Source organism: Methylomonas paludis (genome assembly GCF_018734325.1).
In the GTDB taxonomy this organism is placed as follows: Bacteria; Pseudomonadota; Gammaproteobacteria; order Methylococcales; family Methylomonadaceae; genus Methylomonas; species Methylomonas paludis.
On the sequence record NZ_CP073754.1, the window covers coordinates 1,464,373 to 1,485,775 of the forward strand.

The 21,403-nt window shown below is 47.9% G+C and carries 23 protein-coding genes; 10 read left to right on the plus strand and 13 right to left on the minus strand.

Translation table 11 applies throughout. From position 1 onward, the window contains the following. Positions 1-110: 110 nt before the first annotated feature. Both KEF85_RS06695 and KEF85_RS06700 read left to right on the plus strand, forming a co-directional pair. Positions 111-533: a putative toxin-antitoxin system toxin component, PIN family gene (locus KEF85_RS06695; RefSeq protein WP_215584325.1), complete on the plus strand. Its 423-nt coding sequence runs from the start codon at positions 111-113 to the stop codon at positions 531-533. Further along, on the plus strand, positions 530-748 hold the full coding sequence (locus KEF85_RS06700; RefSeq protein ID WP_215584327.1) for a toxin-antitoxin system HicB family antitoxin: 219 nt from the start codon (positions 530-532) through the stop codon (positions 746-748). Before KEF85_RS06695 ends, KEF85_RS06700 begins: the two co-directional genes overlap by 4 nt. 298 nt (positions 749-1,046) lie before the next feature. Here KEF85_RS06700 and KEF85_RS06705 read toward each other — a convergent pair whose 3' ends face one another. Continuing rightward, entirely contained in the window at positions 1,047-1,496 is a 450-nt protein-coding gene (locus KEF85_RS06705) for a hypothetical protein (protein ID WP_215584328.1), read from the minus strand. Positions 1,497-1,531: 35 nt separating this feature from the next. On the opposite strand from KEF85_RS06705, the gene KEF85_RS06710 reads away from it, so the two are divergent. From KEF85_RS06710 to KEF85_RS06730, 5 genes are all read left to right on the plus strand, one after another. Then, the gene (locus KEF85_RS06710; protein ID WP_215584330.1) at positions 1,532-1,750 is read left to right on the plus strand and encodes a hypothetical protein; all 219 of its coding nucleotides are present in this window, start codon (positions 1,532-1,534) and stop codon (positions 1,748-1,750) included. A gap of 118 nt (positions 1,751-1,868) precedes the next feature. Then, positions 1,869-2,078, plus strand: a complete 210-nt coding sequence (locus KEF85_RS06715; protein ID WP_215584332.1) for an AraC family transcriptional regulator — start codon at positions 1,869-1,871, stop codon at positions 2,076-2,078. A gap of 100 nt (positions 2,079-2,178) precedes the next feature. Beyond that, positions 2,179-3,600 carry a DUF6399 domain-containing protein gene (locus KEF85_RS06720; protein WP_246535102.1) on the plus strand — a complete coding sequence of 474 codons (1,422 nt, stop codon included), beginning with the start codon at positions 2,179-2,181 and terminating at the stop codon, positions 3,598-3,600. 108 nt (positions 3,601-3,708) lie between these two features. After that, positions 3,709-4,422, plus strand: coding sequence for an AraC family transcriptional regulator (locus KEF85_RS06725; RefSeq protein WP_215584343.1), 714 nt, complete (start codon positions 3,709-3,711; stop codon positions 4,420-4,422). A gap of 139 nt (positions 4,423-4,561) precedes the next feature. Beyond that, positions 4,562-4,801 (plus strand): hypothetical protein, encoded by a 240-nt coding sequence (locus KEF85_RS06730; RefSeq protein WP_215584345.1) that lies wholly within the window; start codon positions 4,562-4,564, stop codon positions 4,799-4,801. 232 nt (positions 4,802-5,033) lie between these two features. Here the strand turns inward: KEF85_RS06730 and KEF85_RS06735 are convergent, their stop codons facing one another. From KEF85_RS06735 to KEF85_RS06785, 11 genes are all read right to left on the minus strand, one after another. Beyond that, a complete protein-coding gene (locus KEF85_RS06735) occupies positions 5,034-6,398 on the minus strand; it encodes an IS1380 family transposase (RefSeq protein WP_215580104.1) in 1,365 nt (454 codons plus the stop codon). A 517-nt stretch (positions 6,399-6,915) separates the two neighbouring features. After that, positions 6,916-7,632 carry an MgtC/SapB family protein gene (locus KEF85_RS06740; RefSeq protein ID WP_215584347.1) on the minus strand — a complete coding sequence of 239 codons (717 nt, stop codon included), beginning with the start codon at positions 7,630-7,632 and terminating at the stop codon, positions 6,916-6,918. Positions 7,633-8,078: 446 nt separating this feature from the next. Next, complete coding sequence (locus KEF85_RS06745) at positions 8,079-8,591, minus strand: hypothetical protein (protein ID WP_215584349.1); 513 nt, start codon at positions 8,589-8,591, stop codon at positions 8,079-8,081. Between the two features lie 144 nt (positions 8,592-8,735). After that, on the minus strand, positions 8,736-9,794 hold the full coding sequence (gene arsB / locus KEF85_RS06750) for an ACR3 family arsenite efflux transporter (RefSeq protein WP_215584351.1): 1,059 nt from the start codon (positions 9,792-9,794) through the stop codon (positions 8,736-8,738). A gap of 169 nt (positions 9,795-9,963) precedes the next feature. Next, positions 9,964-10,443 (minus strand): arsenate reductase ArsC, encoded by a 480-nt coding sequence (locus KEF85_RS06755; RefSeq protein WP_215584353.1) that lies wholly within the window; start codon positions 10,441-10,443, stop codon positions 9,964-9,966. A gap of 183 nt (positions 10,444-10,626) precedes the next feature. Further along, positions 10,627-11,988 (minus strand): protein-disulfide reductase DsbD family protein, encoded by a 1,362-nt coding sequence (locus KEF85_RS06760; protein ID WP_215584355.1) that lies wholly within the window; start codon positions 11,986-11,988, stop codon positions 10,627-10,629. A 59-nt stretch (positions 11,989-12,047) separates the two neighbouring features. Then, positions 12,048-12,722 (minus strand): low molecular weight phosphatase family protein, encoded by a 675-nt coding sequence (locus tag KEF85_RS06765; protein ID WP_215584357.1) that lies wholly within the window; start codon positions 12,720-12,722, stop codon positions 12,048-12,050. A gap of 81 nt (positions 12,723-12,803) precedes the next feature. Next, positions 12,804-13,184 carry an ArsR/SmtB family transcription factor gene (locus tag KEF85_RS06770; RefSeq protein WP_215584360.1) on the minus strand — a complete coding sequence of 127 codons (381 nt, stop codon included), beginning with the start codon at positions 13,182-13,184 and terminating at the stop codon, positions 12,804-12,806. Between the two features lie 218 nt (positions 13,185-13,402). Further along, positions 13,403-14,923 (minus strand): alkaline phosphatase family protein, encoded by a 1,521-nt coding sequence (locus tag KEF85_RS06775; RefSeq protein WP_215584362.1) that lies wholly within the window; start codon positions 14,921-14,923, stop codon positions 13,403-13,405. A gap of 141 nt (positions 14,924-15,064) precedes the next feature. Beyond that, complete coding sequence (locus tag KEF85_RS06780; protein WP_215584364.1) at positions 15,065-15,652, minus strand: hypothetical protein; 588 nt, start codon at positions 15,650-15,652, stop codon at positions 15,065-15,067. Positions 15,653-16,069: 417 nt separating this feature from the next. Then, positions 16,070-16,552: an SRPBCC family protein gene (locus KEF85_RS06785; protein WP_215584366.1), complete on the minus strand. Its 483-nt coding sequence runs from the start codon at positions 16,550-16,552 to the stop codon at positions 16,070-16,072. A gap of 244 nt (positions 16,553-16,796) precedes the next feature. Between KEF85_RS06785 and KEF85_RS06790 the strand changes: the two genes are divergently transcribed. The 3 genes from KEF85_RS06790 (at position 16,797) to KEF85_RS06800 (ending at position 18,587) form a co-directional block, all read left to right on the plus strand. Further along, a complete protein-coding gene (locus tag KEF85_RS06790) occupies positions 16,797-17,417 on the plus strand; it encodes an SOUL family heme-binding protein (protein WP_215584367.1) in 621 nt (206 codons plus the stop codon). A 165-nt stretch (positions 17,418-17,582) separates the two neighbouring features. Continuing rightward, positions 17,583-17,957, plus strand: a complete 375-nt coding sequence (locus KEF85_RS06795) for a sirohydrochlorin chelatase (protein ID WP_215584369.1) — start codon at positions 17,583-17,585, stop codon at positions 17,955-17,957. A 90-nt stretch (positions 17,958-18,047) separates the two neighbouring features. Further along, positions 18,048-18,587: a peroxiredoxin gene (locus tag KEF85_RS06800; RefSeq protein ID WP_215584371.1), complete on the plus strand. Its 540-nt coding sequence runs from the start codon at positions 18,048-18,050 to the stop codon at positions 18,585-18,587. A 34-nt stretch (positions 18,588-18,621) separates the two neighbouring features. On the opposite strand, the gene ppdK is transcribed toward KEF85_RS06800, so the two are convergent. Further along, entirely contained in the window at positions 18,622-21,363 is a 2,742-nt protein-coding gene (gene ppdK / locus KEF85_RS06805) for a pyruvate, phosphate dikinase (RefSeq protein WP_215584373.1), read from the minus strand. Between the last annotated feature and the right edge of the window lie 40 nt (positions 21,364-21,403).

Sequence of the window (21,403 nt, forward strand, 5' to 3'; positions counted from 1 at the left end):
TTCTCTGAGTGGTTAATGCTAAGGGGCTGGTTTTTATCCACTGCTGGCAATATAAGCAATTATGATTTTCATCATATCTGCACTGATGGCAAATATGCTACCATTAATCTATGATTATCGTCATTGATACCAATATTTTTGTAGGGGCCTGTATGGGCGTAGGCGCAGCATCCGATGTAATCGCCGCCTGTTTAAGAAGTGATCATCTGCCATTGATGGGTACGGCATTATTTGCTGAATATATTGATGTTATAAACCGTGAAGGTTTGTTTAAAAAATGTCATTTAGATAAAGATGAAAGAAATGAATTACTGGATATTTTTTTAAGCTGTTGCCGTTGGACTGAAATCTATTATGGTTGGCGGCCCAATTTAAGAGACGACGGCGACAATCATTTAATTGAACTTGCTGTTGCCGGCCAAGCTCAATGCATAGTGACAAGAAATATTAAAGATTTACAAAGCGGGGAATTGCTGTTTCCGGAAATTTTGTTGCTAACACCCGAAGAATTTTTGCAGAGAGGTAAATTATGAGAGCATTAACATTGAGACTGCCTGACAGCAAGCACGACCGACTTAAGCAATTAGCTAAATCCAAAGGTATAAGTGTTAATCATCTGTTGGACGAAGTGACCACCCTCATGTTAGCTGAATTTGATCTTGAAACTCAATTTCAAATCCGATCGCGGCGCGGACAGGGCAAGTTGGAGCGGGGATTGGCCTTGCTTGCCAAAGCTAAAGTAAGCTAATTTGCTTGTATCGGGTCGTATTGTGATGTTCCAAATGAGTTGTACGATGCACGATGTCGCAAACATTTAATGTTTGAATGTGAGCCACCAAAATTGAGGGTGTTTGGTGTTTTGATACTCTGATGTTAGATTTTGAGACAAACTTTTGAGACTGGCAAGTCGCTGTTTTTTAAAAGCGATATTTTTTGTCTCAGAACTTGTAAGTTTTGAGGCTGGACACAAAGGGGCTCGTTTTTGCAACTGACATTTGCGATATGCAATAACCTAGTTAAGAGATGGGTTGGGTAACCATGGCATGTCATACGTTAAATTGCCGAGGCAATGAAAACTTTGACACACGATAAAGAAGTGTAATTGCCTCATCTAGATCATTAGCCAATTCATAATGTTCGGCAGATTTGGCTGGTGATTCGGGGACACCGGGGCGACCGGAAATACGGATGTCGCCAACATTCGTAGCATATACGCAACTATGAATTATGAGATTTCGTTTCTCCAGAAGTTCACCAATAATCTGCAATTGATCCGGGAAGTTCTTCAACTCTTGGATGAGTACTATTTTTTGCAACTGCTGCTGGATGTAATCAATCTTTTTGCTAGTTGGTTGGCGGTACAATCGGTTGTCGTGTTTAGCATCATGGGCAATAATAACTTTTATGCATTCGTCAATCCATTTTTCTAGGTGCGCAGCGTAAAGCGTCACGAATCCAAGTCCGCGAATCAAGTCTCCATCGTCAATGAGTGTCATGTAGTGATGTCCAATAAGTGAACAACGAACGAGCCATGGTGATTCTGCCCGCGTTCCGTAAATTTGATCGTTGGTATATTGTACTGGATAGCGCAGCGTTTAAGTATGATGCCCCAAACTATCTGGCGGCGGCTGGATTGGGCATGCGTCTCGTGCCGGAAAACTGGTTCAAAATCGCTAAAGGGATACACGAAGGTCTGCCGGATTTAGAAAATAGGGAGCGTACGTCAATCTGGCCGATCGTTAACGGCTAAGTCCGTTAAAACCGACATGTTCCACAACAGCAACAACGGTCAAGATCAGCATGGCAGAGCATGACACAATACTCAGCGCCTATTGGGTAATGAGATTAATGGAGCAGGGTAGCCGGTAATGCAGACAAATACTTATCAAGATAGATTAAACCGGGTGTGTGATTACATCCACGGCCATCTTGATGGCGATTTATCCGTCGAGCGTTTAAGCCAAGTTGCCCGGTTTTCCAAATATCATTTTCATCGGCAGTTTGGTGCGTATATGGGCTACCCACTTAAACCGGGACAAAATCAAGCGTTCGCCGCACAGTCCTGTATCATGAGTTAATGACTAAAAAAACAAAACGACACAAGGAATCCGTGCAACGAACCGCTCGATTATCAATGAACTGGTAGCCCGTGGCAAGAAAAGTCTTAGACAATTGGCGGTGCTGGTCAATCGATCCAAAAGTAGCGTCCATCGGCACCAAAAAGCGCAAGCCCGACGCCATCAATATCCCGAATCTGCCCTATGGGAAACCGAAGCAGGCGAAGCCTGGTTGAAACTATTGATGGTTGCGGTTCTGTACAGTTTTGGCATGGAGTGCCATGTTGGAGCCGACAAGTTGTCGCGATTTTTCAAGCTGATTCGCATTGACACGCATGTGGGCATATCTTCATCGGCATTGCGTCAGCAATTGAGCCGGATGGAAAGCCTGTTACCCGTATTTCAGCAGCGTTGTGAAAGCGGCGTTTCAGCTCAAACACGTTCAGCCGTAGTCGCCATGGATGAAACATTTTTTGGTGATTTTCTCATCCTGGTGCTGATGGACTTGTCGTCCGGTTATTTGATTCTGGAAGACATCAGCCATGACCGTCGCTTCGATACTTGGTTTGAGAAAGCGATACCGCGCCTAAAAGAGTTGGGTATTGACGTCAACCACGCCGTCAGCGACCGAGCCAAAGCCTTGATCAAACTGGCTATTACCGGGTTTGACTGTCAATCAGGTGCCGATATTTTTCATGCACAGCAGGATGTCAGCAAATGGTTGGGTGCAACGCTGGGAAGGCGGCACGAACAAGCGAAAACTCAACTGGAAACGGCTGAGGCGCTATTGAAAAAGAAACCGGACAACAACCTCGCCGAATTGGTGCAGGTCGTTGATGCAGAACGAGCCTATAAACAGATACAGGAAACACGCGCCGATTATCACGAAAATCTGGCCAGCATTGCCGAAGATGTTCATCCGTTTTCGTTAGAAACCCAGAAAATCAATCGGGCGGAACAGGTGACTTTCAGTCTGGAAAAACGCGCTCAGGCGTTTGAAAAAATCGCGCAATCGCAATCTATTGCTGACATAAAACAGACCATAAATAAGTTTCGTAATCAATTGAATGACTTAGCGTCCAATGTAGAAACCTGGTGGCTATGGGTCATGGAAATTCTAGCCGGTCTTTCGGTGGATGAGGCAACGCACTACTGGCTGATTCATGCCCTGTTACCAACGGTGTACTGGCATCAGCAACTGCTCAAAACCCAAAACCCCAGGCAAAGGGAAAAATACCGTCAGGCTTGGCAGCAAGCCGCGCAGCATTTACAGACTGATGCTTTCACAGCAACCCTGTCGGAAAGCGAATTGCAACGCTGGTTGGAATGGGCAGAGTGGATGGCGCGGAACTTTCATCGCAGTTCTTCCGCCGTCGAGGGGCGTAATGGTTATCTGTCGCAGATGTATCACAATGGCCGTGGCTTGACCGAAAAACGCCTGAGGGCATTGACAGTGATTCATAACTACGGACTCAAACGGACTGATGGAACAACAGCGGCAATGCGCTTGTTTGGTCAAACGTTTCCTGATTTGTTTTTATGATTGGTTGCTGAAATGGGCGAGCTTCCGCTGCCAAGAAAGGGGCGGGAGCGGACTATTCATAACCCATTGTTTTTGAAAACTGTCCCGGCTTAAGTTGGAAGCCCGTATATGGGTATCAATGTGTTTCGGTTTATCCAGTTGATTCGCTTGAAACGCGCATCCTATCAGTTAGCCTTTAATTTAAACCAGCGGATTATTGATATTGCTTTGGATGCCGGCTTTGAAAACCCGGAGTCGTTTACGCGGGCATTTAAAAAAACCTTTGTCCAGACACCCTCGCAATTTAGGAAATCACCGCAGTGGCCAGCCTGGCATGAAAAATATCAGCTGCCTTTAGCAAGAGGAGAAACCAATATGCAGGTCAATATAGTTAATTTTAATGAAACCAAAGTGGCGGTGCTGGAACACCGTGGCCCGGTGCAGAACTTGAATGATTCGGTGAAAATATTTATCGAATGGCGGCGCACCAGTCTATTATCGCCGGTGAAAACCAGTGATACTTTCGGCCTGGCTTATGACGACCCAAACACTACCGCGCCGGACAAGTTCAGGTTTGATATTTGCGGTTCGGTGGTTGCCGATGTGCCGGATAACCCGCAAGGTGTGATAACTAAAACTATCCCCGCTGGGCCTTGTGCAGTGACTCGCCATTATGGCGCTCATGAAGCGATGGGGGAAAAGATATATTATCTATATGGCAAATGGCTGCCGGAGAGCGGGGCAGAATTACGCGATTTTCCGTGTTTTTTTCATTATCTGAATCTGATAACGGATGTGGCTGAGGGTGAATTGATTACGGATATTTATTTGCCGTTAAAATAAGTGTGGTTTGGGTAAATAGTTATTGGCTGAATGGATTGCGACTTAAATTTGTAATAAAAAAACGGTAACTATTAGTGGGGCTGAACTATTACAATATTTAAGGTGATATAAAATTTAAATTTTTAAAGCTGGATTAATAATGAAAAAATTATTTACCTTGTTAGTTGCCTTAACTTCTTTTTCCACAGCTTATGCTGGTCCATGTGAAAATTGGACGACCACATGCTGGGGGTTTAATGTGAGTTCTGTGGATTATTTTTTAGATACCTCTAATCCCACTCCCCAACCGCCTACTAGCCATGTGGTTAATGTTGACTATCTTAGTTTTTCCACCAAAGCGTTATGTGTCTCAGCGCAGTCTGTTTATAATAATACCTGAATCCGTGTTCCTTTCGGTTTAAGTGAGGGCAGTCGCGTTTCAGACGCGTTTTTTAAAAAAATCTACCACCAATCGAAATTTAACTGCCGTTCATCAAGCCCTCAGTCGCAAAAATCAATCGTTTCCATGGTATTGCCGGCATCGCCAGATGAAAAACCTGACGCCAAGACAAGCAATCTTCTTCTCTACCCGGAGAATCAGCTCGTAACCAGCATCTCAGCTTTCGCGCCGCTTATCCTGATGCAAAGCCAGGCTGCACCACCAATCGCTCTTGTAAATAAGCGAATACTTTTGCCACGGGTGAGGCGCACCCTAAGTCCAGCCACCATTGCCGGGCTTTGTGGATCACCTGGGCTGCTCGATACATGACTTCTTGCAGCACCGTTCGTAACCGCCGTCGTTTTGCCGGATGACGTATTGGCGCCAAGTCGCCAGTCAAGCCCAGTTGACCAATCAGTCGCAAGCAATTATAGGCAAACATACCCATTCTCAATAGACAGTCGTTGGTCTCAAACTTTCCAGATGGTAAGCGTTCCATATCCAGGTCAGTTTTGAATTCCGAATGAAATTGTTCATGGGTGCCGTGGTCGCGGTAGCGTTCAATGACGGTTTCTTCGGGTTCCTCCAGACTCGTCCACCAGCCTTCCAGTTGAATGTCCGGCAGTAATAGCATCTGGCCGTGCTTATTGCTCGTGCGTTCAATGATCCGCACGACCAGTCTGAAGGGGCGAGTCTGTTTTTTCCAAGCACGTTCCACCGTCAGTGTCATTAACGCTTCCCGTTTACCGGGGCGTTTTTCAACAAAGGCGCCGGCCGCTTCCGCTTTTTCTAACCAGGATGTCTTATCTTGCCGTCTTGGATTCCACTTGATCAAGTATTCAAAGCGCCTGTTCATGGCTGCCCAGCGTTCTTTCTCAGCCGCAACCGTAAATAACAGTTTGGCGCTATCAAACCCTGAGTCTTTGCGTAATAACAACGGCAAACCCGGTGCAACCAAGCGCTCAACTCGAGGAAACAGCCTTTCTAGAAAATAATCAATCTCCAGCGATGAATGCCAGCGGCCTGGACGCAGTTCCAATCCTATACACCAGCCTTCATTGCCCAAATAAGCCGCGACAGGCGTATAGCCATCCACTCCCTGATAGGTTCGACTCACCTCTTCCTTCTTGGTACCGCTCTGATCCATGACGAAGGTGTCCATGTCCAGACAGACGTAGCCTTTATGCGGCGTAATTGGGGCTTCTGTTCGTTCGATGAGTCGTATCGATAGATCATCCACCGGCTCCAGCAGGCTGCCGCTGACACGATCAAGACGTTGCCGCAGCCACACGCTGCCGGGAACCTTACGTACATCCAATGCCTTCTTGAAAAAACGATCTTCACGAAACGGCTCAACAGCCTCGAAGTCGCTTTTGCCTATACTTAAAAGGCCAACAGTGGTTTTGACTAAATCCGAGGTTTTGATACCCTGTGAAACAGGTATTCTACCGTCCACCATCACTTCGACATTGACCGCTTCCAGGCACTGGCCGATCAAGGATAGTCCGGCATAGGAGGTAAGTTCCTTTTTGGATTCTTTAAGCTTAAAACGTGCCATAATCAAAACGGGTGACTATAGAAAAACTATATTATACCTTTTTTATCATTGACTTATGACTATTTATAAAAAAAACGAACACGGATTCAGGTAATATTGAATCGAACACGCAGTTGAATAACCGCGTGGGTGGTGGCTTAACCACGCAATGGTATCGTTACTTTAATGCTACCCAGTGTGTTCAGCATCGGTAGTGCTTAGCCTGCATGACGTTTTGCTGGTTCGATACTACTTGAGTAGGCAGTGAAAGCGCTGTTATCGTCATATCTGTAGCCTACATCCTCGATTCCGCGCTGCTGCGTCGAGGCTACGTCTCAATGTTAGGTACATTGTTGATTAAGCAGGGTAGGGTGGATTCGCCGTTAGGCAACCCACCAAGCTTGGCGGGTATTTGGCGTTTGGCTATTTCAAAAATGTTCTATGGGGATGTGGTTTACATCGAATGCGACAGATGCGACTTCTGGGGGCGACGCATCCTCTATTTATGTTTTAGTGGTGTTGTTTAAGTCGGCCCAGTTTATTCGGTGGTGCTGGGGCTCCAAAAGGCCTGGGTAACTGATGTTTGTGCCATCAATTTTTCGACCACACTATCCAGTACTTCCGAATTGATCGATGTGGATAGCAGGGTGGCGAAAATTTGTACTTCGTTTTGTACAAAAGGATGCACATCAAAGTCGCTGATGGGATAGTTGGCTTGCTCAAGTAACAGTTCTAACTGGTCACGGGTGGCTTTTTGGTTTTGGCGGTCACAGATGACGCACACTGAATAGGTGACTTCGCTGGTTTCATCATCAATCGGCTGCCGGTTGATGGCATTTACAAACGGGCGCAGCAGGGTATTGCCGGCTAACACAAATAGGGCGGCCAGCGCGGCTTCCGCGATCAGATCTGCTCCGGCACATGCGCCTACGGCGGCAGCGCCCCAAAGCGTGGCTGCCGTATTCAGGCCGCGTATATTGCCGTCCCCCTTCATGATGACCCCGGCACCCAGGAAACCGATGCCGGAAACCACGTAAGCCGCCACATGTACTGCGCCGGCGTGACCGTCCAAACGATTGGCCATATCAACAAATACCGCCGCGCCAACCGCGACCAGTACATTGGTCCGCAGCCCGGCGGTGCGTTGCCGATATTGGCGCTCCAAGCCTATTAAAGCCCCCAGTATGAATGCTGTAGACAGGCTGATAAAGGTATCCAGCAGTGAAGCCAGATTGATATTGTGCAATGATTCCATGAGCAGCTCGGTAATCGATAGGATGGTTTTTGGGCGGATAATTTAACAGACCAATAGCCTCAGTGGCTATTAATCCGTCTCATCGCGTTTATTTCAGGCGGCTCTGGTTTGGCATGATTCATATTAACGCAAACATGGCCTTGATTAATCGGTGTTGTCTAGACCTTGGCAGCCTACATCCTCGATTCCGCGTTGCTGCATCGAGGCTACGCTGGGTCTTTTGTGTTGTTTAGGGTGCTATTTAAGAAGGCTGGTAGCCTCGATGCAAGGTAGCGGAATCGAGGGATTCGTAGCGTGGCCTTTATCTAAGCAGGGTTAGGCGATTTGACTATGACCGCTATCTTTTTATGGTCAAATCAAATGTTAACGCAAACATGGCTTTGATTAATCGGTGTTGGCTAGGTCTTGGCGGCCTACATCCTCGATTCCGCGTTGCTGCATCGAGGCTACGCTGGGTTTTTTCCGGTACGGCGGATAAACCCAGCCAGTAGCGGCAAACCAGAAAGCATCATGGCCCATTGCTGCGCTTCTGGTACTGGGTACAGGCTGACGTGGGTGTAAGGCAGCCAGTCATTTGTGGTATAGGGATCAACGGTGAGGGCGTAGATGTTAGAGCCTGAAATCAGTGCCGGACTTAACCGACCGTGATGGGGGCTAACCATAAACTGGATGGCGTAGCCAAGATTATTGCTGATCAGGTACTGGTTATCAAAAGGGGCCTGGTTATTTAAAAAAAATAAATGGGTGATGCCGCTATAGCTGCCAATCGGGTCGTTAAAGCCGGCTGACGCTATGCTGCTGATCTCTTGCCGGGTGGTATTATAGGAAAATATAATTTGAAACGAATCGCCCACATCGTCTACCCCGGTTTCTATATATTCGGCGAAGCTGTCAGCGTAGCCGGCTGTGCTACACAGTGTCGCAACAATAAACGCCAAGCTTAAAAACATTCTGTTCATATTTGCTTTCCTTGATTTATTCAGTGGTGATCTGTGTAGTTTCCGGTGTTGCGCCATTGACAGCAGTTTAGGCTGAGTTTACCCAACGCTATTATCCGGCTGGCTGTATTAATATGCAATCCATTAGTTTTTTAATGGGATTTTTTAACGTGGCGTAAAGAATAGTTTTCTGAACAAAAATGCCACATTCACCAGACCGATCATCACCGGCACTTCAATTAAAGGCCCTATTACTGCGGCAAACGCCGCACCGCTGTTTATGCCAAACACGGCCACGGCCACGGCGATGGCCAGTTCAAAATTGTTGCTGGCGGCAGTAAAGGCCAGGGTGGTGGTTTTGCCATAATCGGCACCGATGGCTTTGCCCATGGCAAAGCTGACTAAAAACATGATCACAAAGTAAATCAGCAGCGGAATGGCAATCCGCACCACATCCATCGGCAATTGCACGATCAATTCGCCTTTCAGCGAGAACATCAGCACGATGGTAAACAATAAGGCAATTAAGGTCAGCGGGCTGATTGTCGGCACGAAACGTTGCTGATACCAGTCCTTGCCTTTGGCTTTGACTAATATCAGGCGGGTGGTGAAGCCGGCAATAAACGGAATACCCAGATAAATAAAGACTGTTTTGGCAATCTCGGCTATGGTGATGGCAACCAAGCTACCTTGCATACCGAATAAGGGCGGCAGCACAGTAATAAAAAACCAGGCATAGACACTAAAAAACAAGACCTGAAATACGCTGTTAAATGCCACCAATGCGGCACAATATTCGTTATCGCCGCGTGCCAGTTCATTCCAGACGATGACCATGGCAATACAACGGGCCAGCCCTATCATGATTAAACCGGTCATATACTCGGGATAATCTTTTAAAAAAACGATGGCCAGCCCAAACATCAATACTGGGCCTATGATCCAGTTTTGCAGCAAAGACAAGCCCAGTATTCGCAAATGACGGAACACATCGCCCAATTCTTCGTAATGGACTTTGGCTAAAGGCGGGTACATCATTAATATCAAACCAATTGCAATCGGGATATTGGTGGTGCCGACCGAAACGGTGCTATTGACGTTCTTAACCTCGATTGGAAAGTTAAAACCAATGCCGACCCCAATCGCCATGGCGATAAAAATCCATAAGGTCAGGTACCGATCCAGAAAAGATAAGCGTGGATTGGGGCAAAGGGGCGAGTTCATAGAGTGCTCCGGAATATTGGTTTGGTGATGGTTTGCGCGGTGCAGATAAATAAAACCTGATATGTTTTTTTAGTCATTTCAGCGCTCTGAATAATCAGTGATGACCGGCCAATTCCATCCTACGAGGTATCCTTCAAAATAAAATTGGTGAACCACTAGCGCAACTGCATTAAGGTAACAGGGGGCCGATACGATCAAGTTCCGCTTTTAACCGGGCCCGATCATGTTGCAATTCTTCCAGCGGCAAGGCTAAAAACTGTTCGATGCGATACCTGACAATGCCATAAGCCGTTTCAAAAGCGGCTTTGATTTCCGCTGCTGTGCCTTCGGCATGGGCCGGATCTTCCACCCCCCAGTGGCTGCGTAACACCGGGCCCAAGTAAGCCGGGCAGGTTTCATTGGCGGCATTGCCGCACACACTGATCACAATATCCGGAGTTAAGGGTAAATCATTCCAGGATTTGCTGTAGTAACCCGCAGTCGATATGCCTTTCTCTGCTAATATCGCCACAGCGCCACTGTTTAAGCGGCCTAATGGTTTGCTGCCGGCACTCAACGCATGCCAGCCTTCCGGGGCCAGATGATTAAAAATAGCTTCGCCCATCAGGGATCGACAGGAGTTGCCGGTACACAGAAATAACACGTTCATAATCAAAGATTCGATGGATAGGTAAAAAAATTAGTCACAGCCACTCGATGCCGCAGCGGTAGCTAAGCAATGTTCGGGATTTCCGGCGCAGCAGTCGGCAATTGAATAGTGCAAATAAATTCTAGCAAACTCTGGTTCCAAATGACTGGTTACTGGATTAATACTTGATGAGTTTTTGGAAAATCAGCTGCCCAAAAACAGCAGCATATCTTCAGTACGGGTGTAGTCACTGGTTTTATAAATCAAATGATCATCGGCATCCATAATGATGAAGAACGGCAAGCCCACTTTCAATTCGGTATAGCGTTTATCGTTTTGGAAACCAGGAAATTCAGAGTCAGTATCATAAATTTTCAACAGCACCGCGTGTTTAAGGCCTGCAATCAAGGTTTTATCTGTCAGTGTTAAATGTTCAAACGCTTTGCAGTTGGCACACCAGTAAGCAAAGAAATCAACAAAGATGGGTTTGCCCTGTTCCCGCGCGGCTTTAACCGCATCTTCTCGGTTTAAATACCAGGTGAGTTCGCCTTTGGTTTCAGTCGCAATTATAGGCGTTGCCGAAACTGCTGCCAGTTGAGTGGCTGCCGTCGATGTGTTGAATACGCCTTGCGCCAGTAATACGCTGCCAACCACGCCAAACAGTACGCAAAACGCCCGTTCCATGCGCTTATAGCTGTCAATATGCTCTGTTTCCCAAAGGTATACCGAAAACAAGATAGTCAAACCGCCAAAGTAGACTAATTGAATACTTTCCGGTTTTAAGCCATATCCGGACAGGCCTTTTTCCAGATAGGTATAGGCAAAATACAGAATCAGCACACCCAATGCCCATTGCACATATTTCATCCAATTGCCTGATTTGGGCAGACGCACCCCAAACAGACCAATCAGCAGAAAAGGTATGCCCAGTCCCAGGCCAAAAGCCAGCATTTTGCTGGCAGCCACCAGGGTGCTGGTGAGGGAAAGCTGGTCGGTTTGGCTGGCAAGCCCCACCAGAATGCTCACCACAAACGGGCCGACACAGGATGAAGACAGCAGTCCGGCACCCATACCCATCAAAAAGGTACCCGAGATACCAGGGGTTTTTTCGCCAATGGCATTGCCGGAAAACCAGGAAATGTGAATAAAGCCGGCCGTTGATAAGGCCAGCACCAAAAATAATAGTGCCAGCAGAATATTGGTCAGCGGCAGGCGCAATACTTCGTTAAATGCACCGCCGGAAGTCGCGGCAATCAGACCGAACAAAAAGTAAATAATCGCCAGACCGGCATAATACACAATAGGATGCAGTGCTGCCGATACTTGATGGTTGGCGCGGCCTTGAATAATACTGGCGGTGATAGGATAAAGCGGATACACGCAAGGCAACAAACTGGCCAGCAAACCGCCCAACATCAAGAACAGGTAAGCGCTTAAGGACGACTGGTTAGAGGCTAATTGTCCCTCAACCCATGAATTCATGGTGGAAATGGGGTTGTCGGCATAAGCATTAACGCTGACTAGCCAAAAACTTAATACTGCGACAAGATAAATCAGCTTTTTCATAGAAATCCTGAGCAAAATGGCGCAGACTTGGCTGCGCCATTAGTGACGTGGCAATGGGCTTAGTCTTTGACCTGAGCAATCAGATACAACATTTCCCGGCCTATCTGCTGGGTGCGTTCGTCGTAACGTGCCGTTTCTTCAGGGGTGCCGTCTGCTACTTTTGGATCGTCGTATGGAATGGCAATTCTGAAGGTGCTGCCTTGGACAATAGGGCAGTTTTTGTCGGCTTGCGAACAGGTCATGATCGCGGCAAAATTTTCTTTGGGATTACCTTCAGCGTTGTAAACTTTTGAATAGCTGCGAATTTCCGGTTTATTGTCAGAAAATTTGACCAGATAGACAGAATTGCTGCCGCCAGTCGAGTCGGTAACTGTAAATCCCACCCGGCGTAGTGCATCAACGGTGCGGGAATTCATGGCGGTGGCTTCGGTGCCGCCGGAATAGGCATGTACGCCTTCCACATCATAATAAGCCGCTGCGGTTTGGGTCCAGATTTGGGCCAAGTGGCTGCGCCGCGAATTATGGGTACAGATAAAGGTCAGTTGTGCGGCTTCGCCGGCCTGCAATTTACTGCGGATAAACAGGGCGGCTTTTTTTAATTCTTTTTGGCGATCAGCCGGAATTTGCTCAAACTCAGCGCTTAATTTCTCAATGGCAGGTCGAATGGATTCCAGCACATCATCCTCGCCGGCGTGGGCAAAATTAATCAATCCGAATATTAGGACTAAGCCCAAAAATAGTCTTGTGTTGCAAAAAACAGCAAAATTCATGTTACCTCACCATTAGCAGATATTTGAAAATCGCCGATATAGCGCCTAACAACAGTCGATAGACTGATAGACCACCTTAGGACATTCCGTGCGGTTATCGGCGAAGCGTTGAAGGATGGCTGCACGTTTACTTAGATCTTCAGCAAAACAGGGGTACTCATCCGTTCTGTCCAGCAGACAGTTCAGATTAGCCAGCAGCACAGGATGGGCAGGGGCCGGTAGGCTGTAGACCATCCAGATACCTTCTCGCTTAGCTTGTACAAAGCCCAATTTTTTCATGTATTGCAATTGTTTGGATGTTTTAACCTGAGTTTCATCCAGAATCTCCTGCAAATGGCACACGCACAGTGCACCATGCTTTAACAGGTTTAAAATCCGCAAGCGTTGCAGGTCACAAAGACATTTATAAAGTTTATCTAATTCCACGTTTGTTATATCCTTCTGTTTATATATCCTAACAACAGTATATGACAGCTTGAAGACAATGCTGTTTTAACTATTCAGGGTAGCTTCTATGGATCATTGCCGAATCGCGGCGTTATTTAGCAAATGGCTTTGCAGCATCCTGTCGCATTTTTAGGTAACTCTGCTGCGATGTGCCTCGATTCCACTGCGTTTCATCGAGGCTACAGGGTTTACTCTAGTTACGGTTTTTTATGTTTAGACAGCTTGTCGGCCACACTAGTCAGATAATCATGGGCATCGCCGTGGGTTTGAATGGCACGCGAGTTGGCAAATACTGCCTTGGTATTGGTGGTTTTGCTCATGCTGTTATCCAGCTTGGCGGCAGTAAATAAAAAGGCCGGTAAATTGCCTGGGGCTATGGCTTTATTCGGTGCGCTGGCTGCAGGGGCGGCGATTTTGGCATCGGCTACCGCATCATCGCCGGCCGGCATCGGTAATACTGCCGGGGTATCGCTACGCGGTTCGGGCAAAGATAATAAGCTGGTCAGGTTATTGGCGGCGGCATCGCGATTGGTCAGCGGCTCCAACTCGGCCAAAGCTTCCAGCGTGGCGGGGATAGACGAATGATCATACACGCTGTGATCGATGGTATTTTTAGGGATATAAGGCGATATCACCACCGCCGGAACCCGTACCCCCAACTGTTCAAAATCAAAGCCATGCAGGTTATAACGGCTATCATCGCCGGGAGCCACGGTTTTGGGCGGCACTACATGGTCATAAAAACCGCCGTGCTCATCATAAGTGATAATCAACAGACTGTTTTCCCATAAGTGGGAGTTGCGCAGGGTTTCATAGACTTCCTTGATCAGGGCTTCGCCGTAACGTACATCATCGCGTGGATGTTGAGATTGGCCGCCAAAATAGGAATTATTGGATACGTCACCGTAATTGGGTTCGATAAAGGTATAAAAGTAGGGGTAATCACGCTGTACATCATAAGCAAAGGTTTCAAAATGATGGCAATCCAACTCGCTGACATGATCCAGCGCTGCTACACAGGGAATCGACCCCAGTAAGGGTTGGCTTTTGCCGCCATAAATCCGCCAGGGTGAGGGCAGGCCTTTATTGGCCAAAGCCTGAAAAATACTGCCTTTATCAAACTTGAAACCGTTGAGTGTTTCCCATTCTGCCATTTGCTCGGTGGTGGGGCTGTCATCCAGGCCATGCGAAGTGGCGCCGTGCACAAAAAAACGGTTGGGCCAGGTAGGGCCGGGCAGTGCGGAATACCAGTTATCGCACACCGCAAATTCGCAGGCCAGCGTATATAAAATCGGTAACTGGGCCGGTGTGTCATAGCATTTCAATACTTCGCCATAGTTGTCTTTGGCTTTGCCTTCGCCGGCGGATGGGGAGTTGACGTAATCCCAGACAAAACCGGACATATTAATATCCGGATACCATTTATCCGGTGGAAATTTAGCCCCATAGCCGCTGAGTTGATACAACACATCCTCCAGTTCATGACCAGGGCCATAGGGCATAGACCAGTCGGCCGGTTTAGTCACTGGATAATCCACGCCCAAATAGCTGTTGCTGTACGGCACATCCAGGCCGTTAATGGCGGTGGGTTGGCCGGTTTGGGCATCGGTACCGGTAATTTTGGCAAACCCGAGCATGTGGTCAAAAGAGCGATTTTCCAGCATCAATACAAAAACGTGTTTGATTTGGGCGTTGGGATTGGCGGCATTAGTAGGCATGGGTATTACTCCAATTAAATAATCAAACTAATCAAGCTAAGCTAAAACTTGGCTTTGATACCGCAAATGCGGCTGCTAAGCGCTAAGCTAAACATTGATAGATAGCAAGGATGTTAAGAATAGCGGATTGTATTGGCCTGCTTATGGCTTACTGGCTTCATTGGGCGCATTACCCTTGCCTTCCGCCATTTTTAGGCCCAGATAGGCCGAAGAGCTGACACCTAATAATGCCAGGGTGGGGGGATCGAATTCCGGAAAATGACCTAAATTTAATTTTGAAAAAACTTCAATCAGAAAATAACCGCCATAAACCAGATTCAAAATCACGGCCTGATAACGATGTACGCTTAAACCATATTCATCGGACAAAATATCGGTTATTAAGCCTTGAGAGGGGTAAATATCCTGATGCCGGGTAATCGACACATCAGCAATATGGGCGTTATCAATTAATTTACCCGAGGTGGTGGTAAATAAACTAATACCCAGCAGGGTAAGACAGGTGGAGTTCATCGGCCAAATAACGCCGGTTAAACCGTAAACCAGGGTAAAACTAATTACAATAACCAGTGTCCACCACAATAATTGTACCCGAGCCAGACTATAGGGTTTGTTATCTGTCAGGGTACTGTCATCTCTGAGCGCCACTCGATCTTTATAAAATCGAAAGGCGCCAAACAGAATTAATAACGATATACCGATAGCGAAATACAGTTTCAGCGTATCCATGGTGCACCTCAAGTTAAACTTTAAGTTGTTGTTATTATAAGTTTGTAACTATTCACCGTAATGATAATGGCTAGGCTGGGTATCCCTCGATGCCACCACCTTGCATCGAGGCTAGGGTGTGCTTGGTTGCCCGATAGGCAAGCCAGCAAAACTTTGTTTGCGGTTCAAAATCTATCATGCTCTGATTGCCAAGTAAATATAAATGTAATTAATCAGCCGCATTTTTGCCGATTATTTTTAAACAAATGCTTAGCTGTGAATGATGCGCTGCACTGTGTTTAGCATATATTACAACTGCCTATTTAAGGGGATATTTGGGCGATGAATAGTGACATATAAATAAAGTTTAGCCGAATTAAATCGTTTCAGATAACCGTCATGGATTAATTTGCATATAGGCTAATAGAGTGGCGATATTCAGGGTAAGTGATTGCCCTCAGCGGATACTCCCCAGTGCTGAGCCAGATAATCGCGTCTGGTGATAAAAATCTGCTGTAGTTTGGGGCCGATTAACAATCTGTCCAACCAATCCCCCAGCCAGCCCCAGGGCATGGCGTAATAGACAATATCTTCCAGCTTAATGCCTTCTGCACAGGGGGTGATACACACCTCATGACTCCAGAAGTTAAACGGGCCAACCCGCTGCTGATAGACAAAACGCTGGGGACGCTGGCAGTGGCAAACCTCCGATAGCCAGGCCATAGGCCAGCCGGCCACCGCCTTCATCCGATAACTGATCATCAGCCCGGCATAAATATCATCCGGTACCGGCGAAGTGATCTCTACATGAAAAAACGCCGGGGTAATGTCATTCAGATGATAAGGCGAGGAAAAAAACGCCCAGGCTTGCTCTGGGTTTAAGGCTAGGGTTTGGGCAAAATAAAGATGATGGATTTTCATGGCTTATGTGGAAAAGTATTCGAATGACGGTCATACCGAGTATGATTCTCGATACCTGATAACAGACCACGAATTTTTACCCGTTCGTAGGTCGGTATTATGCAGAATTTACCGTAAAAACAATTTTTTGCCGGCAAGCTATGTTGGCTTTTTTGTCGTTTTAACTTGTGTATTGTTCCAGCCTACGCTGGCTGATTTATCCAATTTCACGCAAAAATTTTTTTCCGAGGCATACTCAACTGTTATGAACAACACCTATTTAAAACAGGCGCTGGGCGCAATCAGGGACGGCATTAAAACCCTAGCCAGTTTCGGTAGTGCATTATTGGATGCAGGGGGAATGATAGTGGGGGTCAGACACAGCAAAGAGCCGGATTATCAGTTATTGTCGACTGACGGTAATATTCAGATCAGGCTATACCCGGCCATTCTGACGGCGGAAACGTTGATTGATGCCGATTATGCCGCCAGCGGCAGCCTGGGTTTCAAGCGCTTGGCCGGGTTTATTTTTGGGGAAAATCACTCTGCACAGCAAATGGCCATGACGGTGCCGGTTAGTCGTCAGGCTGTGGACAAGCAATGGCTGATGTCTTTTGTGATGCCTGCCGCGCAGACGCTGGAAACCCTGCCCAAGCCTATAAACCCGGATATTGCCATTAAAGAAATTCCAGCGCGTAAAGTGGCGGTGTTGAGTTATTCTGGTAGCCTGACGTTGGACAGCATTACCCATAATAGTGAGCTGTTGCTGAATTGGCTGGATAGCCGGCAGATTCAAGCCGTTTCCGAGCCACGTTCTGCTGCTTATGATCCGCCTTGGACGTTGCCGCAATTTCGCCGGAATGAAATCCATATCGATATTGCTTAAATATGTTGAATTGCGCTGATGCTGGTTTGGTTAAGGCTGTGCTGCGAATTCCTCGATTCCACTGCGTTGCATCGAGGCTACGGGTTGCGATGATGCGGGGTGTATGCATCAACTAACGCAAACATAGTATTTTAAAGAGGTTCTTAGGGGCTGAATAGTTTCAATATGATGATGTTATTGCTGGTGGCGCACGGTAGCCGCCGAGATGAATCTAATGCCGAGGTTAAGGCTCTGGCCAATCAGTTGCTGAGTGCCGAGAGCGGTTTTGCCGATATCGATTGCGCTTTTCTGGAAATTGCCCAGCCTTCCATTCCTGATGGGTTAAGGCAATTAATTGCCAAGGGTGCCTTGGAAATTGTGGTGATGCCGTATTTTTTATCCGCCGGACGCCATGTCAGCAGCGATATTCCGGCAGAGATAGAGCAAGTCAGGGTAGAGCATCCTGAGATTAATATTCGTATGGCACCTTATTTGGGGGCCAGCGCTGAAATTGCCCAGATTGTTATGCAGCAGGCTAGTAGCGTGCTGCAGGAGATATAGGCTGTCGCTCATGATTCGCTTCACTGCGTTCAGCATATCCTATACCTAACTTCTGCCAACATTTTAACCCGTACAGCGAGGTGTATTCAGATGAAAATATTGACTAAGCTATTAAAACAGTTCGCTTTGTTACTCACCTGCCTGCCGTTTATCCCGGCAGCGCTGGCCCAGCCTTTGAGCGTAGGTCAGGCCGCGCCCTTGTTTACGATCAAAACTCAGGACGGCAGTGATTTCAATTTGGTAGATCGCCGTCAGCAGGGTTGGACAGTGTTATATTTTTACCCCAAAGCCGGGACACCGGGTTGCACCACCCAGGCTTGTGCCTATCGAGATGCCATTCAGGCGGTGCGCAAGCAAAATGCCGAAGTGTTTGGCATCAGTACCGATGGGGTTGCCGATCTGCGCGATTTTCAGCAAAAACATAAATTGGGTTTTACTTTGCTATCCGATCCGGGCGCTCTGGTAACCACGGAGTATGGTGTGAAAATGCCGGTGTTGAAAATGGCCAAGCGCTGGACTTTTATCCTGGATCCGGAACTTAAGGTGCGCTATATTGACGACAATGTCGATCCGGCGCTGGATGCGCTGAAAGTGGCTGACATCTTAAAAAATCTGCAAGCCCAGCCCTGACTTGATCAGGGCTGGTAAGCGGGTATAGCCGGCTTTAGAGCGGCTGATTCTCCAGCAATTTGGCATGAGCCGCCGCCAGCCGGGCAATGGGGATGCGTGGCGCCGAGCAGGAAACATAATCCAGGCCCATATCATGACAGTAGCGGATAGAACGCGGGTGACCGCCGTGTTCGCCGCAAATGCCGATGCGTAAATCCGGGCGCTGTTTGCGGCCCAGTTCCACCGCCATTTGCATCAGCTTGCCCACGCCCAGAATATCTAGGGTTTCAAACGGGTTGTCGTGTAACAGGCCGGATTCTTCATACAGCGGCAGGAATTTGTTTTCGGCATCCTCGCGCGAAAATGAAAAAGTGGCCTGGGTTAAATCATTGGTGCCAAACGAGAAGAATTGGGCAATTTCAGCCAGATGGTCGGCGCGAGTGCAAGCGCGGACTGTTTCTATCATGGTGCCGAATTTAAAATTCAGCTTCAGCCGATACTGATCTTCTAGTTCAGCCTGAATTTCATCGACAAACTGTTTTACTTTTAACAACTCCTTGGAGCTGATGACCTGCGGTACCATAATTTCCGGCTCTACTGGTATGCGTTGTTTGATACAACGCGCTGCCGCTTCCAGGATTGAACGGATCTGCATTTTATAGATTTCCGGATGACTCATGCCCAGCCGCACCCCACGATGGCCGAGCATGGGATTGACTTCGTACAACTCCAGCACTTTTTTCAGCATCAACTGCTTTTTGGCGATGGCTTCCAGTACCAGTTCTTCGGTGAGCCGGTTGAATGGTGGTGGCAGTTCGTTAGGCAGGTTGAAGGTTTCCAGCGCTACTTGTTGGCCTTTGACAATGGTCAGGTAATGTTTCAGGGCATTGATTTCTTCCAGCAACTGATGTTCGCTGGGTAGAAACTCATGCATAGGCGGGTCCAGCAGCCGTACTGTGACCGGGTGCGGGGACATGGCTTCAAACAATTGCTGAAAATCGTCGCGCTGAATCGGAAACAGCTTGGCTAGCGCAGTCTCGCGGGCTTCGGTGTTGCCGGCCAGGATCATTTCCACTACCAGCGGTAAACGGTCGGAAGCGTTAAACATACGCTCGGTACGGCATAAGCCGATGCCTTTGGCACCGTAACTGACGGCCAGCCGTGCGGTTTCCGGGGTATCAACATTGGCGTAGATTTGCAGTCGCGCCACTTTGTCGGCCCAGTTCAAAATTACTTTGAGTTCTTCAGAAAATGACGGAGCGATGGTCGGAATCCGGCCCAGATAGATATTGCCGTTACTGCCGTCTATGGTCAGCAAATCGCCTTCCTTGATGTGAATATCACCAACTATGGCTTGACGGGTGCGCACATCGATATGAATGTCTTCCGCTCCGGCCACACAGGCTTTGCCCATGCCCCGCGCCACCACTGCGGCATGGGAGGTTTTGCCGCCCCGGCTGGTCAAAATACCCTGGGCGGCAAAAAAGCCGTGAATGTCTTCGGGTTTGGTTTCTTCGCGCAGCAAGATAACCTCTACGCCGGTTTTAGCCAGTCTTACCGCGCTGTCGGCATCAAACACACATTTGCCGCAAGCTGCGCCGGGGGAGGCCGGTAAGCCCTGCGCCAAGGGTTTTTGATTATGGCTAGGCTCCAGTTGCGGATGCAGCATTTGTTCCAGCATTTCCGGGTTGATGCGCAGCAAGGCCCGCTCTTTGCTGATCAGGCCTTCTTTGACCATATCAATGGATGATTTGACCATGGCGGCGGCATTCATTTTACCGTTGCGGGTTTGCAGGCAATATAGTACCCCACGCTCTATGGTGTATTCATAGTCCTGCACTTCCTGATAATGCGCTTCCAGCTTATTGCGCAATTCCACCAGTTGCCGGTATTGCGACGGCATTTCATAAAACATGTCCTGCACCGGCTTGGGGGTGCGGATGCCGGCGACCACGTCCTCGCCCTGGGCATTGACCAGATATTCGCCAAACATCTCATTAACGCCGGTGGCTGGATTGCGGGTAAATCCCACGCCGGTGGCGCAGTCGTCGCCCATATTGCCGAATACCATCATTACGATATTCACTGCCGTGCCATTGGCAATATCCGGGGTAATATGAAATTCACGGCGGTAATCCAGCGCGCGGCGACCCAGCCAGGAATTGAACACGGCCTTGATGGCAATTTCCAACTGTTCATAAACATCATGCGGAAAAGGCTGGCCGGTTTCTTCATAAACCACCTGCAAAAATAGCTCACAAATTTCTTGCAGCTGTTCGCTGTTCAGCGCTACATCGGCTTTGATGCCGGCATTGCGTTTTACGCTGTTGAAATGCAGGTCAAATTTCTCATCGGCGATACCTAGCGCCACCTTGCCGAACAACTGGATAAAGCGCCGGTAGGCATCGTAAGCAAAACGAGCATCATCGGTCAGCTCTATCAGTCCGGCCAGCGTTTGCTTGTTTAAACCCAGGTTGAGGATGGTGTCCATCATCCCCGGCATGGACACCGCGGAACCGGAACGTACCGAAACCAGCAGCGGATCAATCTCTCCACCGAATTGTTTGCCGGTGCTTTGTTCGATCAGGCCAATCTGGCGGCGTACATCCTCCATCAGCCCGACAGGCAGGGTCTTGTGTTCCAGATAACTGAGGCAGGTTTCGGTGGTTATCACAAACCCCGGCGGTACATTCAGGCCCAACTGCGTCATTTCGCAAAGATTGGCGCCTTTGCCGCCCAGTAAGGCCTTGTTTTTGCCGTCACCTTGGTCAAATGAGTAGCTGTATTGTGAAATCATGATTTTCCTGGAGAGAACGAAATGCGCAGCGATTAACTCA

Excerpts from the sequence above, each read along its gene's own strand:
- KEF85_RS06695 (WP_215584325.1), top strand. The coding sequence starts at position 111 with ATGATTATCGTCATTGATACCAATATTTTTGTAGGGGCCTGTATGGGC.
- KEF85_RS06700 (WP_215584327.1), top strand. The coding sequence starts at position 530 with ATGAGAGCATTAACATTGAGACTGCCTGACAGCAAGCACGACCGACTT.
- KEF85_RS06705 (WP_215584328.1), bottom strand. The coding sequence starts at position 1,496 with ATGACACTCATTGACGATGGAGACTTGATTCGCGGACTTGGATTCGTG.
- KEF85_RS06710 (WP_215584330.1), top strand. The coding sequence starts at position 1,532 with ATGGTGATTCTGCCCGCGTTCCGTAAATTTGATCGTTGGTATATTGTA.
- KEF85_RS06715 (WP_215584332.1), top strand. The coding sequence starts at position 1,869 with ATGCAGACAAATACTTATCAAGATAGATTAAACCGGGTGTGTGATTAC.
- KEF85_RS06725 (WP_215584343.1), top strand. The coding sequence starts at position 3,709 with ATGGGTATCAATGTGTTTCGGTTTATCCAGTTGATTCGCTTGAAACGC.
- KEF85_RS06730 (WP_215584345.1), top strand. The coding sequence starts at position 4,562 with ATGAAAAAATTATTTACCTTGTTAGTTGCCTTAACTTCTTTTTCCACA.
- KEF85_RS06735 (WP_215580104.1), bottom strand. The coding sequence starts at position 6,398 with ATGGCACGTTTTAAGCTTAAAGAATCCAAAAAGGAACTTACCTCCTAT.
- KEF85_RS06740 (WP_215584347.1), bottom strand. The coding sequence starts at position 7,632 with ATGGAATCATTGCACAATATCAATCTGGCTTCACTGCTGGATACCTTT.
- KEF85_RS06745 (WP_215584349.1), bottom strand. The coding sequence starts at position 8,591 with ATGAACAGAATGTTTTTAAGCTTGGCGTTTATTGTTGCGACACTGTGT.
- arsB (WP_215584351.1), bottom strand. The coding sequence starts at position 9,794 with ATGAACTCGCCCCTTTGCCCCAATCCACGCTTATCTTTTCTGGATCGG.
- KEF85_RS06755 (WP_215584353.1), bottom strand. The coding sequence starts at position 10,443 with ATGAACGTGTTATTTCTGTGTACCGGCAACTCCTGTCGATCCCTGATG.
- KEF85_RS06760 (WP_215584355.1), bottom strand. The coding sequence starts at position 11,988 with ATGAAAAAGCTGATTTATCTTGTCGCAGTATTAAGTTTTTGGCTAGTC.
- KEF85_RS06775 (WP_215584362.1), bottom strand. The coding sequence starts at position 14,923 with ATGCCTACTAATGCCGCCAATCCCAACGCCCAAATCAAACACGTTTTT.
- KEF85_RS06780 (WP_215584364.1), bottom strand. The coding sequence starts at position 15,652 with ATGGATACGCTGAAACTGTATTTCGCTATCGGTATATCGTTATTAATT.
- KEF85_RS06785 (WP_215584366.1), bottom strand. The coding sequence starts at position 16,552 with ATGAAAATCCATCATCTTTATTTTGCCCAAACCCTAGCCTTAAACCCA.
- KEF85_RS06790 (WP_215584367.1), top strand. The coding sequence starts at position 16,797 with ATGAACAACACCTATTTAAAACAGGCGCTGGGCGCAATCAGGGACGGC.
- KEF85_RS06795 (WP_215584369.1), top strand. The coding sequence starts at position 17,583 with ATGATGATGTTATTGCTGGTGGCGCACGGTAGCCGCCGAGATGAATCT.
- KEF85_RS06800 (WP_215584371.1), top strand. The coding sequence starts at position 18,048 with ATGAAAATATTGACTAAGCTATTAAAACAGTTCGCTTTGTTACTCACC.
- ppdK (WP_215584373.1), bottom strand. The coding sequence starts at position 21,363 with ATGATTTCACAATACAGCTACTCATTTGACCAAGGTGACGGCAAAAAC.